Origin of the sequence: Sphingobacterium sp. SRCM116780 (genome assembly GCF_021442025.1) — a bacterium.
Classification (GTDB): Bacteria; Bacteroidota; Bacteroidia; order Sphingobacteriales; family Sphingobacteriaceae; genus Sphingobacterium.
In genome coordinates this window covers 3,271,144-3,288,387 of the sequence record NZ_CP090446.1, presented here as the reverse complement: position 1 = coordinate 3,288,387, position 17,244 = coordinate 3,271,144, and the positions used below count along the sequence as shown (strand labels likewise).

Annotated in this window: 10 protein-coding genes; all 10 read left to right on the top strand. The window is 36.6% G+C overall.

The features are described 5' to 3' along the window. The first annotated feature begins 170 nt into the window (after positions 1 to 170). From LZQ00_RS14080 to LZQ00_RS14035, 10 genes are read left to right on the top strand one after another with little or no spacing between them, the layout of a single operon-like run. A complete protein-coding gene (locus tag LZQ00_RS14080; RefSeq protein ID WP_234509911.1) occupies positions 171 to 3,104 on the top strand; it encodes a SusC/RagA family TonB-linked outer membrane protein in 2,934 nt (977 codons plus the stop codon). 28 nt (positions 3,105 to 3,132) lie between these two features. Beyond that, positions 3,133 to 4,650, top strand: coding sequence for a RagB/SusD family nutrient uptake outer membrane protein (locus tag LZQ00_RS14075; protein WP_234509910.1), 1,518 nt, complete (start codon positions 3,133 to 3,135; stop codon positions 4,648 to 4,650). A gap of 14 nt (positions 4,651 to 4,664) precedes the next feature. Next, positions 4,665 to 5,336: a fasciclin domain-containing protein gene (locus LZQ00_RS14070; RefSeq protein WP_234509909.1), complete on the top strand. Its 672-nt coding sequence runs from the start codon at positions 4,665 to 4,667 to the stop codon at positions 5,334 to 5,336. A 1-nt stretch (position 5,337) separates the two neighbouring features. Then, a complete protein-coding gene (locus LZQ00_RS14065; RefSeq protein WP_234509908.1) occupies positions 5,338 to 6,378 on the top strand; it encodes a DUF5007 domain-containing protein in 1,041 nt (346 codons plus the stop codon). A 29-nt stretch (positions 6,379 to 6,407) separates the two neighbouring features. Next, positions 6,408 to 9,578 (top strand): SusC/RagA family TonB-linked outer membrane protein, encoded by a 3,171-nt coding sequence (locus tag LZQ00_RS14060; protein ID WP_234509907.1) that lies wholly within the window; start codon positions 6,408 to 6,410, stop codon positions 9,576 to 9,578. 11 nt (positions 9,579 to 9,589) lie between these two features. Further along, on the top strand, positions 9,590 to 11,092 hold the full coding sequence (locus tag LZQ00_RS14055) for a RagB/SusD family nutrient uptake outer membrane protein (protein WP_234509906.1): 1,503 nt from the start codon (positions 9,590 to 9,592) through the stop codon (positions 11,090 to 11,092). A 12-nt stretch (positions 11,093 to 11,104) separates the two neighbouring features. Beyond that, complete coding sequence (locus tag LZQ00_RS14050) at positions 11,105 to 11,854, top strand: fasciclin domain-containing protein (RefSeq protein ID WP_234509905.1); 750 nt, start codon at positions 11,105 to 11,107, stop codon at positions 11,852 to 11,854. Between the two features lie 19 nt (positions 11,855 to 11,873). Beyond that, positions 11,874 to 13,469 (top strand): DUF5008 domain-containing protein, encoded by a 1,596-nt coding sequence (locus tag LZQ00_RS14045; RefSeq protein WP_234509904.1) that lies wholly within the window; start codon positions 11,874 to 11,876, stop codon positions 13,467 to 13,469. A gap of 18 nt (positions 13,470 to 13,487) precedes the next feature. Then, complete coding sequence (locus LZQ00_RS14040; protein WP_234509903.1) at positions 13,488 to 15,215, top strand: DUF4983 domain-containing protein; 1,728 nt, start codon at positions 13,488 to 13,490, stop codon at positions 15,213 to 15,215. 18 nt (positions 15,216 to 15,233) lie between these two features. Continuing rightward, positions 15,234 to 17,243: a M60 family metallopeptidase gene (locus tag LZQ00_RS14035; protein WP_234509902.1), complete on the top strand. Its 2,010-nt coding sequence runs from the start codon at positions 15,234 to 15,236 to the stop codon at positions 17,241 to 17,243. Position 17,244: the final 1 nt, after the last annotated feature.

Genomic DNA, 17,244 nt, shown 5'->3' with positions numbered 1-17,244 from the left:
AATAGCGCAATCGTTTTCGTTAAAGTCACATACTTCTATATCTAAAATAATATTATATAATTGTTACTAACTATCAATTATTACCGCTTTAAAATAGCGAATAACCGCAACTTATTTAGAACTAACCAATCGGGTTGCATTTTTAATTTTTAAGCCTAAATAGAAATCGAATGAAAAGACTATTTTGTTTTTTATTTCTTGTTCCTATGTTGCAAAAAACACAAGCCTATTCTTGGGATGTGTGGGAATCGCAACAAGATACTACTGAAATAAGTGAAGTGGATCAACAACTTTTGCGCGGACGGTTAAAAACCTTATTGCAAAAAAAGCAAGTCAGAGATAGCTTAAATTTCAAGCAAGTAGAGACATTACCATTGGTAAGTATCTCCGAAGTATTGAAAGGTCAGGTTTCTGGTTTATATGTCCAAGAATCAAGTGGTGAACCAGGTTCTTATAAGAACATGGTCATTCGAGGACTTGGAAGTCCTCTTTTTGAAGTCAAGGATGCAGTCAATGTCCAACCAGCAGTCTACATCAATGGTGTTCCTATCGCACGAGAGAATAATTTCACTTATTCTATTCAACAGTATCAATTCAATAGAATTGGACCTGGCACAGATAATTTTGCGGGGATTGATTTATCTTCGATTGAATCTATTGAAGTAATCAAAGATCCGATTGAATTATCAAAATTAGGTCCATTAGCAGCGAATGGTGCGATTTGGATTTTAACCAAACCAGGAAAAGAAGGAAAACGAGAGATCAGTTTTAATGCGTATGTAGGTATGGCAACCAAGCCTACAGTAACACCTGTTAATGCACAATATGAAAACTTATTTAGATCATCATTCTACAGTAAATATGCATCCACTGCCGATCGTTTAGCTTATCCGGGTTATCTGAACGATTCGACTAATGTCAATTATTATGGTCCAGCCAATTGGAATGAAGAATATTATAAAACAACGCCTATTTATGGGGGAAATTTGGGTATTCGTGGTGGAGGAGACCGTGCTAATTTTGCTTTCTTTGGCGGCTATATGAAAAATGCCAGTTCGGCGGATCAAACCAATATCGAACGCTATAACGCATTATTCAATGTCAATATGGCACCATTTAAATGGTTCAATTTTGGAACGACAATTAATGCAAGTCGCAGTCTTCGAGATAGAAATAGAAGTTTACGTGATCGTTTTGGAGAAGCATCTTATGTGCCCGATCTTTCTGTGCCTATTTCTCCAAATAAGCAAATGTATGGCCAATACTTATCTATCTACGATAAAGCATTGGACAATAACTCTGTGAACATGCTTAATCTATTGGTCAACTTAGACCTCTATCTACTTCCAAATTTAAAATTTAATTCAAGTTTGGGGATTGATTATTCAGAAGGAGCCAGACAAGCATTCTTTCCAGGATCGTTGATGGAGACAAATAATTATATGTCGAGTTATTTTGGATTTAACCAACGTCTTGTGTTTAATAATTCATTGAATTATAACTTTGCATTACAAGATGAACATAAATTCAATTTTACTTTAGGGTCAACCTATACACAAGACCTCTACCGATACAATTATGCCCGAGCGTATGATGGTCCAAATGATTTTATCAAGGTCAATGTGGTCGAAGGAGATCCTAACAAAGCAGGTTACTTAACACCAATTGGAGGTTTATATGTTAACCGTTGGTCAAATCGAGAAGACTTTAGATTACACTCGCTTTATCTTTCTGGCGAATACAGCTGGAAAAATAAATTGGATGTGAATGCTGTGATCCGTTATGACGGATCTTCTACGATGCAACCTGATTCAAGATGGTTGGCTACACCAGCAGTTGCTGCAAAATATCATTTTATTCCAGAAGCAAATGAAGGACTTTGGAATCATTTTGACGTAAAAGCATCTTGGGCTAGAATTGGAAAGCCCGTATTCACAAGTAAGTATGCGGTGGGACCCAATTATACAGCGGATTTAAATTGGGGATCCGAGTCTTCTTTAGTTTCATACAATGGTTTTGCAGTAGCATCACGTCCTTATTCTGAGGGATGGGTAGGTTACAATATCAAATGGCCTTACACCGATCATGCTGAATTGACTTTTGATGGTTCATTACTCAATAAACGTCTGGACTTTGCCTTATCACTGTATCAGAAAAAAGATGTGAATCAATTGATTAATACACCAATACCAGCTGAATATGGTTACAGTGGACAGATCATCAATGGAATGAGTGTACAGAACAGAGGGATCGATTTTAGTGCAGGAGCTCAAGTTTTAACAAATCCTGAAAATCTACAATGGAATACTTCTTTAAACTTAAGTGTTAATCAAAATAAATTGACTGCACTACCAGAGGGTCGTCAAGAATTAGTCATTGGCAATCGAATATTAAAAGTTGGACAAGCAGTAGATCAGTTTTGGCTTTATGAAAATGAAGGAATTTACAACGAAGAGTCAGAAATACCAGTACAGAATGGTCAAAAATTGCAATTCGATGGCGTTGATTTTGCTGTAGGAGACCCACGCTGGAAAGATCAAAATGGCGATTTTCAAGTGAACGATGATGATCGTGTCATGAAGGGTAATGCAATGCCTAAACTAGTAGGAGCATTTCAGAACCAATTCAAGTATAAAGGATTTGATTTGAATTTTCAATGGTATTTTGCTTTAGGGCAAAAAGCAATGAACCAACGTGCCTCCAATAAATACGATTTTATCAATACCGAAAATACAAACTCATTAGAAGGTATTCGTGAAGTATTTCATTGGCAACAAGATGTTGACATAAGCAAATATCCAATCTATAATCCATGGAGTCCGATTGTTGCTTACCGTGTAGATCAAGATCTGTTTTTGGAAAATGCATCTTTCTTAAAATTGCGCTCAGTTAGTCTAGGTTACGACTTAGCACATATGAATGCCATCAAGGATAAATTCAAAAGTATTCGTAGAGCTTACGTGTATGTATCTGGAACAAACCTATTGACTATATCTAAATTTTCAGGAAAAGATCCTGAGCTTGTGGATTTCAATGGGTATTATACAGGTTATGGTTTGCCATTGTCACCTGTGGTTTCCATGGGAATAAAATTGGAGTTATAATATCATAATGCTGAAAAAGATGTTAAAAATGAAAAGATTTAATCAATTGAGAATAGCAGTACTAGTAGGCGTTAGTGTACTAGTCTCAGCAACGTCTTGTAATAAAAAATTGGATATTGTATCATCCAATTTAGGTTCTGAAAGCAAAGAATGGGCGTCTATTTCTGACACACGTGCCCACCTCATGGGTATATATGGTTTAATGCGCGCAGCAACAGTTAATAACTATGGGCATTGGATCTATGGAGAGATGCGATATGGGGATTTTACACCTTATTCCCGTGCAGATCTACGTGTAGTACAAGAAAATAAATTAAAGTCAGCTTATCCATTGGTTAAAGATTTGACCGATTGGAGACGTTTTTATGCGGCTATCAATGCTGCGTCTTTGTTTATTGAAAGAGCACCTGAAGTGATGGCAAAAGATAAACGTTATACCGAACGAGATATGAAGTATGATGTTGCTCAAGCAAGAGCTGCCAGAGCATTTATGTATTTCTATATGGTGCGTATCTGGGGTGAAGTTCCTTTATTAAAAGACTCTTACGACAATGGTAGTTTTGTTGAAGTCAATAAATCTTCTGAAGCAACTGTATTGGCGTTTGCAGAAGATGAATTATTGAAAGCTGCACAAGACTTACCTTATGCGTATGGTGTAGGAACACAAACGTATTATGGCGAAAATTCAAGTACTTGGGTAGGCGTATTGATCAATAAAATAACAGCTTATTCGTTATTAGCACATATTGCAGCTTGGCAAAATAAATACATCAATGCGGATGTGTATGCTAAATTTGTGGTTGACAATTATACGAAAGCAGGACTAAACATTCTATCTGTCGCAAATATTGTCAATCCTACAGATGGTCTATTTGGACCAAGTACAAGACCTCAAATCTTAGCTATACGTGCGTCGTATGAGCTTGGTGAAGCTACGAATACTGGCCATATTGAGTCTCTGACTTTAGGTTATCCGATAGTAACGAAAGCAAAACCAGATATTTATGTTTCTCGCGATACCATTAATAACGTATTTGACGATGTGAATGATACCCGATTTGGTATAGACTCTGTATCGGGCTTGGTAAGGACCAATTATTTCACTAATTATAATGGCGATATCCCTATTTTCTCTAAAATAAAAGTAATCCGTAATGGAGCCGGTGATTCTGATTTTTCCATTTTTGGATCCAATTTGATCTTTACTCGTTTGGAGGAAATAATACTTTTATTAGCAGAAGCGAAAGAGGTTTTGGGACAACACGATGAGGCCATTAAATACTTAAATCAAATCAAATCGGCTCGGGGACTGAAACCTTATATTTCATCTTCTACAAAAGATCTGCTAGAAGAAATTTTCTCAGAACGTCGTCGTGAATTGATGGGTGAAGGATGGAGATGGTATGATCAAATTCGTTTAGCTAAAATCAAAAAAAATAATCCAACTATTAACAATTTGATTGCTACTGGAGGAATTTATTGGCCTATTTCGGCAGATGTCTTGGCACGAAATTCAAAATTGCAACAAAATACATATTGGAAATAACCTAGCAATATACCATGATGAAAAGACAATTATATATCGTGTTCTCCTTTTTGACACTGGTAATAGGCTTTGCAGCCTGTAAAAAGGGAAACACTTATTATGAAGATTATCAGTTAAAAGATACGGAGTTCAAAGGAACTACGCTAAACTTTTTGGAAACACAAGGATCAGTTTATGACTCTTTACTATTAGCCTTGGAGCGTGTACCAGATTTGCGAAGCAAATTGAATAGCACAACGGATACGTTGACATTTTTTGCGACGACCAATAGTAGTTTTACCAATGCTTTGGAAGCGATGAATGCGGTCAGAAAAGCGTCCAATAGAGCGCCATTATTTATAGAGGACATTCCTCAAATAGTTTTAGATAGTTTGATGTATCATTATGCCTTTAATGGAAATTATAATACAAATTCTTTAGAAGAATTTAAAGAAGGTAAAGAGGTCCGTGCTATTGATAATTATCGGATGCATTTGATGTTTAAAGTGACATCAGCTTCTGGGATTACAAATGGTGGTCAACAACAGATCAAACTGAGTGACATCAATAACTCCATCTTTCAAAGATACTGGCAAGAAAGTAATACATCTGTTGTCAATATTAAAACTACAAATGGAACAGTTCATATTTTAAGCCCTAGTCACAACTTTGGGTTCAGTAAACTAGCCAAAATTTTAAATAAATAGCATGAACATAAAATTTTACAATCCACTCAAACAAGTTGCATTGTTCGGTCTAGGACTGTTCGTGTTGGCTTCTTGTAAGAAAAATATTCCAGATGATATTGATTCATTGGGTCAAGATATTGTATATAGTAATAATGAAATTACTCCCATATTAGGAAGAAATACTTTCTATAGTAATATTGTTAGTATAGGAGAGAATACCTCGCAACCTTTAACGTTCAAGCTAGTCAATATTCGTGATATTGATGGACAACCTGCGACTATATTTAACGATAAATTCCCCGTTACAATTTGGAAAGAAAGCTACACTGGTAATGAAAAATCAATTGCTGAAATAGAAAGTAAAAGAAAAATTGAATATCGTCCTATTTTGGAAGTATTGGAACACTCTGGCAATATCAATTTTTGGGGACAATCAGCAAATTCTAGTTTTGTCAAAGCGCAACCAGACTCAGGTTATGTCTTTGATATTGAAGTGAGTAATAGTGGTGGTCGTCGCTATATTCGAGACTTTAAATTAAAGCCTTTTCGTGAAAGACCTTATGAACCGAGTATTGTTGATCCAATTACAGGTCTATCCATACTTCCATATACATGGCCTCAAACGGTTCGAAATATGCAAGGATCTCGAACAAAGCTAGTGATGTCGAGTTCTGACATCAATATCTATTTTAATAAGCTGGAGAGCAAAGGACAAGGAACTAAAACACTGACGATCAGTTTTCTTGACTCTTTAAATAATCCAATCGATCCAGTTAAGTTCAATGCTACGAACTGGGATAAATTGTTGCATGGTTTTAATCATCGCTTCGAAAATAAAAAGGTTATCTATGATGTTGCTTATCCTATTCCACTAACACCTATTGAAACAGAATATACAATAGGCGGGGGAAATTATGCATATATGCAATTTAAATATCGTAGAAAAGGCGATTTTGGAAATTTGGAAGACTGTTATTTTGGATTTTATTATGCCATTTATGAAGAAGGAGACTGGGAGATCCAATTTCGCTTCCCACATGAGTCTCCTTTATTTGATTGATAACATACCAATTGATTTAGCTAACAATTATGAAACAGTTTTGTATAACAATAATACTTTTTACCAGCATGTTGGGGAATGTCCTTTTGGCACAAACTAAATTGGTAAAAGGAACGGTAAAAGGAACCGATAATAAACCTTTAAGTGGGGTTTCCATCAAATTGGAATCACCAAAAAGAGATCTAGGAAAAACAGGAGATGATGGAAGGTTTGTCATTTCTGTACCTGTAAATGGGGTAATGATTTTTACCTATCAAGGATATGGTACAGTTAAGGCAACTGTTACGGCATCAAAAAATGAATACAACATCGAGATGGGAAGTAAAAACCAGGAAATCGATGAGGTTGTCGTAGTGGGTTACCAACAGCGTAAACGAGAAACATTGACTGGGTCTGTTGTCACGATTAGCGGTAAAGAAATTCAAGATATTCCTGCAGGTAACTTTGTGGATCTATTGCAAGGAAAAGTGGCGGGTATGAATATCCAAAATAATACGGGTAGCCCTGGTATGCGTGGTACAATAGCCGTACGTGGTATTTCTAATTTTAATGTATCTGGAAGTGGAGACAATGCCTTTTTGACTCCAACCTCTCCCTTATTTGTTATCGATGGGGTGCCTATTGATGATAACTCAGGTTACGAATATGGATTTGAAACAGCAGGACCTGGTGTATCTCCAATCTCCATGATTCCACCAGAAGATGTAGAAGATATTACCGTATTAAAAGATGCACAAGCAACAGCATTATATGGTTCCAGAGGAGCTTATGGTGTTATCTTGGTTCGAACTAAACGTGGTAATTCGAAAGTGCCTCTTGTACAGTATCAAGGTCAGTTCTTTTTAAGTACTGTGCCAACCTTAAGAAAGGTAATTGGAGGTCGAGATGAGCGTATGCTTCGAATTGATCAAATTTTAAGAAACGATACAACATTAGCGATGGCTTTTCAAAGAATCAACGACTCGCCAATGTTAGCAGATAGTTTAAACCCTTATTATAATAATTCAACAGATTGGCAATCGTATTTTTATAGAAATACCTATAACCAGACACATAACGTCAATATTTCAGGAGGTGAACGTGTGTTTAACTATAAGGTCAATATGAACTATTACGATGAGAATGGTATCATTGCTAATACGGGTTTCAAACGGTATACGGTACAATCCAATATGCAGTACGAACCTAATGACCGTTTCCGGATGATGGCGAATGTAAACGCCAATCTTGCTGAAAATCAAATGGGTAGTGGTAATGCGATGCTGCAAACAGGAGTCGGTAAATCGGTGAATACAACTTCACTGTATCCATCTCCATCGCTATTCTCTGGAAGTATGGGAGCCTTATCAGCTTTAAACGTAGATGATCAAAATAAAACAGGTAATTATGTGGCTCAGGTAGAGTTGCAATATGAACCGATTAAAGGCTTAAGGGCGACATCAACGTTTAATTATAATTATACCACCTCAACAAAAGATCGTTATACTCCAGAACTACTTTTAGGGAACAGCTCAGAAGTATATGGATACTATGATAACAAAAGTAAAGTCTATAATAGAAACTTAATTTCCTGGGTAAAAGCTATAAAAGAGAAGCATGTGTTCAACATTTATGGTTTTACTGAAATGGAAATTTCACAATCTTCGGCTAATCTGAATATTATTCGGGGTACAGCAAATGACCAGTTTCAAAATGGTATCAGTTACAATACCCGTAATTCTTTAGGAGGACTGTTAAATAATCTAGCCAATTACCGTTCGGTAGCATATGCAGGTAATGCATCTTATAACTATGATTCCAAATATATTGTGGATTTGACTTATCGTTTAGATGGAACTTCTGTGACAGGAGGTAAATCTCCTTGGTCTTCTAATCCATCTTTAGGTTTCCGTTGGAATTTCAAAAAAGAAAAATTCATGGAGAACTTGGGATGGTGGGATACCGGATTTTTCCGTGGTTCAGTAGGTCGTACAATCTCTCCTACAGGAACGTTATCTGATCTTTATGGATGGTATAAAATTGATGATGGCCGCTATAACAATAGACCTACAACTTCTTTAGATCTGGAAAATGCTCCTAATACAGAATTGGTGCCACAGACAACAACGCAATGGTCTGTCGGAACTGAATTGGGATTTTTTAATAGTGCTTTGTATATAACTTACGAAACCTATTACAAACAATCAGATAAAATCTTACGTTCAAAAGCAATTGCTAACCACAATGCTTTTCAAAATGTATTGACTAATGAATCAGCAATGGTTAATATGGGACATGAATTAACGATTAATTTCAGACCTCCACTTCAAAATAAAGAATGGGAATTGACTGGTACTGCGACATTTGCTATGAACAAGGATTATATGGCCGCATTACCTGATGGAGCTCGTCAATTATTACAACCAGATCTTAGTTCAGGTTATGATTTACCAACCTACTATAGACTTGGTCGTAATTCGCAAACATTTGTATTGTACGACTATAAAGGAGTATATAAATCGGATGATGAAGTACCCGTTAATCCTTTGACAGGACTGCGTTATCGAGCAGGAGGTGCGCTATCGGAAGGAAAATTCTTCCGTGCTGGAGATCCTATTTTTACCGATCTGAATGGCGATTATATATTGGATCAAAATGATCTTGTTTATGTCGGTAATTCGCAACCAAAAATGACAGGAGGATTGAGTCTTTATTTACGTCACAAAGGATGGTCATTGCGTACACAATTTTCATATACGTTGAAACGAGATATCTTGAATACCGCTTTGGCAGATCGTTTCCGTAATTACTCTAATCCTACAGGTATCTATGCTGATCCCAATGCACAACCAGGAGCGTATGTTCCATTGGATGCCTACAATGTATGGCGAGAATTAGGACAGAATGCAGATTATCCAAATGTTTCAGACTTTACACGTCTTTCTTTATACAATCCATATCGCTATAACTCAACGATGTTCTTAGAAGATGGTTCGTATGTTAAATTCAACTCTGCGACTTTAGGATATAATTTTGATCGTCAATGGATACGACAATTTGGAATTAGTTCCGCACGTATCAATTTTACAGCAAACAATATCTATACTTTTAGTCATTATTCTGGACCAGATCCAGAGATTGTGACAGGTGTGGGTAGGGATGGTTCCAATGGCTATCCAAGTAAAAGAACTTATTCATTGGGTGTTAGTGTACAGTTCTAAATAAAATGATCATGAAAAGAAAGTTTATTTATACGATATTATTAGGAGTCAGTTTAGTGTTAGGCTCATGTGGAAAGGATTTTTTGAATATTACCCAAATTGATAAATTGACTGGTAATAATTATTGGACTTCAAAAGAGGATGTGGAGCAATATATGGGTGGAATATATTCTACGTTTCGTGAAGCGACCATGTCCAATATCTTTTTCCCTGCAAGTGGCGATTTGCGTTGTGCTCCAATCAATCGCACAAGCGCGACCAACAATTCAGGAAGGGATTATTTAGTTTATTTAAGACAAAATAACCTAAGCCTGATTTTCGCGAGAGAAGCTGATTTCTCTTATTTTGGATTTCCGAAAATATCAAAATGGAATGAGTTTTATAAAATGGTTCAAAATGCCAATATTGTTTGTTATCAATTGGAAAACAAAGATATGCCATTTCTATCCGAACAACAGAAGAAAGCATACAAAGCTGAAGCCGTTTTCTTACGTTCATTAGCATACTTTTTCATGGTTCGACTTTTTGGAGACATTCCTTACTATACTGATGTGAATACAAACCCACTTCCGAGAACCAATATGATCACGGTATTGAAAAATATCTCAGCAGATTTGGATGCCAATTATAAGGAATTGCCTTGGACTTTTGATGATCCTTCTATTGTTGCGGTGAAAGCCATGCGAGGAAGTGCATTGGCTTTAAACATGCATATCAATATGTGGATTGCAGGTTTTGCTAATGAAGATAAGGCTCCTTACTATGAAAAGGTAGCAACTATGGGAAAAGAATTGATGGAAGAAAATAATGGTGCATATGGATTATTGAGTTTATCAAGAACGAAAGAGATTTTTAAGGGACGTACGAAAGAAGGATTATTTGAGATCGTTCAAAACTTCAATTATGGTGAGAGTTTTCATTTATCAGCATCCTTTTCAGATTACGTTCTTCGTGCTCCAAATAAAGTAACGACCAATTCCTATATCTTTTATGATCCTAAGTTTATGGAAGAATTGTATCCACCAGTAGGGGGAGATTTACGTAAGACCTATTGGTTCGATGATGAAATTTATTCCACTAACGGTAAATTTCAATGTTTGAAATTCCTGAATGTTTTTATGGAAGAAGGCGAAGATAATAATCCAGATGATAACCAAATGGTTTTCCGCTATTCTGATCCTATTTTGCTTCGGGCAGAGGCATTGGCGGAATTAAATCGCGACGAAGAAGCTCGTGATGTAGTCAATGTTATTCGCGATCGAGCAGAAGCCTCTTTGATTACCGAAAGCGGAGATGAATTGAAAGATGCGATCTGGTGGGAAAGAGCTCGTGAACTTTTTGGGGAAGGTAACTTCTTTTATGATTTAGTTCGAACTAAAAAAGTGGTTAATTCGAAATATACCTCCGCACCTATGTCAGTAGGAGCCTTTAACGCAGGGGGATGGACATGGCCAATCGATAGATCTGCCTTGACTAACAATCCGTATATGCGTTTAAATAATTATTGGAATTAAGAAAATAGCGATATGAAGAATTTGATGAAAATAAGCTTTATGATGCTGATAGCTAGTATGATTTTATTTTCTTGTAAGAAAGAAGATTATATAGATACAGGTATACATGATCCCAAGTTTAATGGAACAACTTGGCAATATTTAGAATCCAGACCTGAGCTTTTTGATACACTGATGGTAGCATTAAAGATTGCTAAATTGGATGATGTAATCAAAAATGAAGAAGTAACTTTTTTTGCCCCTCCAGATAAATCTATTTTAAAATCTGTATGGAAATTAAATGAATCATTGTTTCGTATGGGGCAAGATACCATTACCACATTGGATCAAGTACGTCCAGAGGTTTGGCGTAAATTTTTATCTAAATACATCATTAAAGGCAAGTATTTGGCAAAAGATTTCAATCAAATGGATACGTTGAATTTAGCGGCATTTCCTGGAGGCGTATATAAAAACTATGAAGGTACCGATATGAATATTGGCGTATTGTACAATGATATTAAAACATCTTCCAATACAGGTACTCAAATTATTAAATATGCAGGTTATAGACAATTATATTTGAATTTTCCTTATTCTGTAGCAGTTCCAGATGAAGAACAAGATTATTTTATTCCATTCCTAACCGCTCCAGTTGCGACTTCAGACATACAACCAACAAATGGAGTGTTACATGTTTTGCAATTCTCAAAACATGCATTTGGATTCCAGACTAATCTTTTTGTCAATGAGGCTTGGACAGTTGGCATATTATATAAATAACCATAAGATCTGAATAATTATGAAAAATAAATTATATAAATCTTTTTACTTGCTATTCGCATTGGGTGTCCTTGCTTTTACAGCGTGTAATAAAGAAATTGTGACAGGGGAGGATCCTTATGCTGGAGGCAAGGGATCCTTAGGGATCGGATTCATAACCAATTATCCAACTCCTAATGTGGCTAAACCTGGAGAATTGGTTGATTTTAACGTAAAAGGATTGAAACCTTATCTCGGTAAAATTGATTTCTTTGTCAATAATACCAAAGTTGAAATTGTCACTGCTCAAGATTCTTTGGTCACGATCAAAGTACCTGCGGAAATATCTTCTGGAGATGCGAAGATTGTCGTGGATGGACAGGTTTTTTACGGCCCTCGATTAGAAATTGAGGGAAATACCAGTTTGGATGAAAACTATGGCATGATCAACGGTTTTAGAGGGTCAGTTTATGATATTTTACCAAATGCTGGTGGGTTTATCGTTGCAGGATATTTCAACAATTTTGAAAATGAAGCCGTTGATAAAGAAACCTACCGCAATGGTATTCACTTTATCGATGCAAGTGGAAAAACTTCCTCCACGATGAGCTTTGGTAAAGGAACAGGGGCTACAGGGGGTGTTAATTCTATCGCTAAATTAAGTAACGGTAGCTTTATTGTTGGGGGGAATTTTACTTCTTTCAATGGAAAACAAGTATATGGACTTGCCAAACTGTATAGCAATGGTGAATTGGATTCTACGGTTGTCGATGTCATCAATACAACTGAAAATCCTAAAAATTCTTTAGACACGGTTTCGAGCTTTAATGCTGGGGTATATGGTGGTCCTGTCTTAAAAGTATTTTCGGTAACAGATGATAAAGTGATTGTTGTAGGAAACTTTAGTCGCTATTTTAAGATAGACTATGACTATTCATCTCGTGATAATAGACGATCGATCGTTACAGAAGCGAAACATGTGATTCGTTTACGTTCAGATGGTTCTTTGGACTCCACTTATATTATAAAAAATGAAGGAGCCAACGGAATGATCTTAGATGCGACGATGATTGACAATGAACGCATATTGGTCATCGGTTCTTTCACATCTTATAATGGAAAAGCTGCACCAGGTATTGTTTGCTTAAACGCAGACGGTAGTGTTGACCCTGCTTTTAACTTGTCTGGATCTATAACACGCTTCTTGAGTGTTACCTACAATGAAGAGAATGAAAAAATTGCTTTAACAGGTATATTTAGTGGCTTAGGAGGAAATGCGAATGCAAAAAGTGTAGCACTACTTAATACAGATGGGTCTGTTGATAATCAATTTGTACTAGGGAATATCGGAACAGGAATTGTCAGCTATGCTCAAGTCTTGAATAATGAACAAGTTGTGGTTCAGGGTTCTATGGATACTTACAATGGTATCGGAAGAGGAAAAATGTTAATCCTAGAAAAAGATGGTAAGCTATTGCAGAAATATAATTCACAAGCACCATTTTCAGGATCCATTTTCAAAATTGTTGAAACCAAGTCGTCAACTGGAGAACCAGCACTATTGGTTGGTGGTAGTGTATCACAATATGGTGTTAAAACAGTTGGTAATTTTTTCCGATTAGAGATCAAAGAATAATTTTTTATTGAACCAAATATGAAAAAGTCTTTAAATATATATAGCAAGATCGTGTATGGTCTGACTACGCTCTTAGTGTTTTGCGCCTGTAATAAGGATTTTCCAAACTTATTGCAAAACTTTAATGAAGCCAAAGACAGTCCTGAAACACATGATAAAGTTTTATTGGTCATCGTCGACGGACTTTCTGGACCAGCAGTACAAGATATTGAACCTGAAAACCTTATTTTATATACCCGAAATGGATTAGTTACTTATGGAAGTTTGGCAGATCCAACAACAGATTTTGAAGTGACTAACACTTCGGTAGCTACGGCATTACTTACAGGTGTCAATAGTGCCAAGAACAAAGTAACGGCAGATGATCTTTCAGTCTTGGATACGGAAGAGTATCCAACCATTTTTAGTAAATTAAAAAATATAGGTAGACGTAAATCAAAATTGTTTACTTCTTCTACAAGTTATGAAACTTACTTAGGAAAAGATGCTACGGTTGAACACGGAACAGATGATGTTGCTGTTGTTGCTGCTGCAGTTAAAAATTTACAAGTCGATTCGGCAGATCTTAATGTAGTTCATTTAGCACAAGTGGAAAAGGCAGGGGATGAAAATGGTTTTGGTTCCGAAATTCCACAATATGTAGATGCGATTAAAGTGATGGATAAGCAAGTAAAACAATTGGTAGAGAGTTTGAAAGCTCGTAAATCTTATGGAACTGAAAACTGGTTGGTTATTGTTACTTCTGGAAAAGGAGCACCTGCTACAGAACCAACAACAGATTTTACACCTTATGGGGATTCGAAAAGAGATACTTACACGTTGATGTATTCTCCTGAATTTTCTAGAAAAATTATACCTCGTCCTAATGCGAAAGACATACCTTTTGCAGGTAATGCTACGCGATATACCTATGCTTCTAATAACCAGGTAATTGGTAAATTAAATGATGTTAGCAAATTTAATATGGGTACAGGATCCGACTGGACGATCACGTTGTTTCTAAAATACAACATTGCGAATGACAATTATTATTACCCTTCTTTTATGTCGAAAAGAGCTGCTGGGTTTAGTGGTGCTGGATGGAATATGTTTTTAGAAGGAGGATACTGGGGTATGAATAGCTCTATCGCAGGGCAGGCATTTGGACCTAATATTAACGACGGAGAGTGGCACGCACTGACAACTGTTATTAAACGAAGTGGAGATCAAGATTCCCTTTATGTATTTACAGATGGAACAACTGCTGCAGTATCAGGTAAGGTTTCGCAAATTTCAGCAAATAGTAATAATTTGGATAATACCGCCCCTTTAACATTAGGTTATCTGACAAGTGACGGAAATACCAATGCTGACATTTCTATTTGTAATGTACAGATCTATAATCGTGCGTTTAATTATGAAGAAGTTAGGAGATATGGAGGAGTAACACATATCGATGAGACATTCCCATTTTGGGATAATCTACAAGGTTATTGGCCCGGTTATGATGATGTAAATACGTCTAAATTAACAGAAAAAACAGGTAAAGCAGGTAATTTTAATATCAAAGGGCCTGTAACGTGGACAAGTTTTAATGAGTTGGTGCCATTTTTCCAACCTCCTATCGGTGAATCATTCTTTCGCTTGGTTCCCAATGCCGTAGATATTCCATTTATGATCTATCAATGGTTGGGTGTTACTGTTGAAAGTTCTTGGAATTTAGATGGAAAAAGCTGGAGTCCAAATTATACACAAATTAGAAACTAACTTTTAGAATTAACCATTATGAACATTCGATATATAACATTAGGAGCCTTTTGTGCTATGTTGACATTGGCTTCTTCCTGTGGCAAATATGGCGTTGATTTTGAAAATGGCTATCAACAAGGAGATTCGACAGAAACACCAATTCTGACTGATACGACTATGGGTAAAGCTGATAAAAGTCTATATCACCGGGCTAGGATTTATCCTGGGCTGGTTGGCGATAATGTGTCTCGTGTTAAAGACACCACCTTATCCATGTTAATGAACCGTGAGTATGTGAGTCCATTTGATTACAAAGTAAGCTATGTTCCACCTGCAATTTATAGTACTGGACTCTATGCTCCTGCAGGAGAAGTTATTCGTATTACTGTTCCACAAGGACTTATTGGATTGACAGTCCAAATTGGTGTACATACCGATAACATTTCGGGTATAGATGCACCACGTCGGGACAATATTATTTATACGAAGAAAGAATTGTTTCCTGGAAATAATTATGTCATGAATCTATATGGAGGTACGATTTGGATTCACAATCAAAATGCACGTTCAACACCTATAAGCCTAAAATTTGCAGGAGTTGTTAAAGCGAATGATTTTGTGCTAGGGAGAGACAATGTGAGTCAATGGCAGAAAGAAGTCTTGGCAAACGATGTTCCATGGATGGACTTGATCGGTAAACGAACAATATTTTCAGTACCTCGATCATTAATCGTTAAATTTATTCAATCAGGTCGTGCAGACCAAATTGATGAAGCCCTAAGTTTATGGGATAAATCTTATGAACAAGATTACTATAATTGGATGGAACTTACACCCACAGCCAGTGATAAAAAGAATCGCTATCCTTCGCTTTGGGAGCGAGGGGTAATGGATATTCATCCTTCTGCTGGTTATGCGCATAGTGGTAACCCTTGGATTATGCAAGAAGACGAATATTGGTTGGATGAGTTAACGAATCCGACGACCATAAAAAAAGGAACCTCTTGGGGTAGTTATCACGAAGTAGGGCACAATTATCAAGCAGGAAACTCTTGGAGTTGGAGCGATTTAGGCGAAACAACCAATAATCTTTTTATTTTCAATGCGGCACGCAATCGTGGAGAAACGAATCGTATTGACTTTCACCCTGCCTTAAAAACAGCTATTCCAGGAGCTTTAGCGTATGCGAAATTCACAGGAGCTAAAAGTTTTTCAAGTTTTCCGACAGGATTTGGAATAGATGCGGATGATCCATTCGCTCGTATTACACCTTTCTTGCAGATCTTTGACAAGGTAAAGGGTAAAAATGGTCAGTTAGGATGGGATTTCTTTCCATATATCTATAACAAAGCTCGAAATGAAAACTTTACGACACCTTTAGATCAAGCGAAGAAAGATTATTTTTATCGTCAGCTTTGTCATTTTGCAGGAGTAGATTTCAATCGCTTTTTTATTGCCTGGGGTATTCCAGTAAGTGCTGGAGCAAAAAGAGAGATACGTAATCTGTATCCACCGATGACCACTGCAATTTGGGAGTATAATCCGCTGACCTTTACAGGAGGAGATGCGCCATTAGCTTCAAAATATTACTTACCGAGTAGTACATACGATTTTACGGCTAACGTGGCAACGGCTACTGGAGAAAGTACTGGAAAATTCTCTGCGATGATAGATGGCTCTGCCTCGACGTATTGGCATACTTGTTATTCTGGCTGTAGTGTTTCTACTGATCTTCCAGTAGAATTAACGATGAATATGAAAGAAGTAAATGCTTTTAAAGGTTTTTATATCCAAAACAGACAAAATAATACTTTCCAAACAAAAGTTAAGGTCTTGGTGAGCCGAGATAATAACAACTGGACAGAAATGGGAACGTATACACTAGCGCAAGCATCTGAAACTACAGCACAAAGAAATGCAATACGTGAATTTTCTTTTCCTCAGATTGTAGAAATGCAATACGTGAAATTTGTATTCCCAGATAAAAATTTAGGCGGAGAGAACCATGTCGCTTTAGCTGAAATTGGAGTGTTTTACGATATATAAT

Bases quoted from the DNA above. Each gene is read 5' to 3' on its own strand.
- LZQ00_RS14080 (WP_234509911.1), top strand. From the start codon at position 171: ATGAAAAGACTATTTTGTTTTTTATTTCTTGTTCCTATGTTGCAAAAA.
- LZQ00_RS14075 (WP_234509910.1), top strand. From the start codon at position 3,133: ATGAAAAGATTTAATCAATTGAGAATAGCAGTACTAGTAGGCGTTAGT.
- LZQ00_RS14070 (WP_234509909.1), top strand. From the start codon at position 4,665: ATGATGAAAAGACAATTATATATCGTGTTCTCCTTTTTGACACTGGTA.
- LZQ00_RS14065 (WP_234509908.1), top strand. From the start codon at position 5,338: ATGAACATAAAATTTTACAATCCACTCAAACAAGTTGCATTGTTCGGT.
- LZQ00_RS14060 (WP_234509907.1), top strand. From the start codon at position 6,408: ATGAAACAGTTTTGTATAACAATAATACTTTTTACCAGCATGTTGGGG.
- LZQ00_RS14055 (WP_234509906.1), top strand. From the start codon at position 9,590: ATGAAAAGAAAGTTTATTTATACGATATTATTAGGAGTCAGTTTAGTG.
- LZQ00_RS14050 (WP_234509905.1), top strand. From the start codon at position 11,105: ATGAAGAATTTGATGAAAATAAGCTTTATGATGCTGATAGCTAGTATG.
- LZQ00_RS14045 (WP_234509904.1), top strand. From the start codon at position 11,874: ATGAAAAATAAATTATATAAATCTTTTTACTTGCTATTCGCATTGGGT.
- LZQ00_RS14040 (WP_234509903.1), top strand. From the start codon at position 13,488: ATGAAAAAGTCTTTAAATATATATAGCAAGATCGTGTATGGTCTGACT.
- LZQ00_RS14035 (WP_234509902.1), top strand. From the start codon at position 15,234: ATGAACATTCGATATATAACATTAGGAGCCTTTTGTGCTATGTTGACA.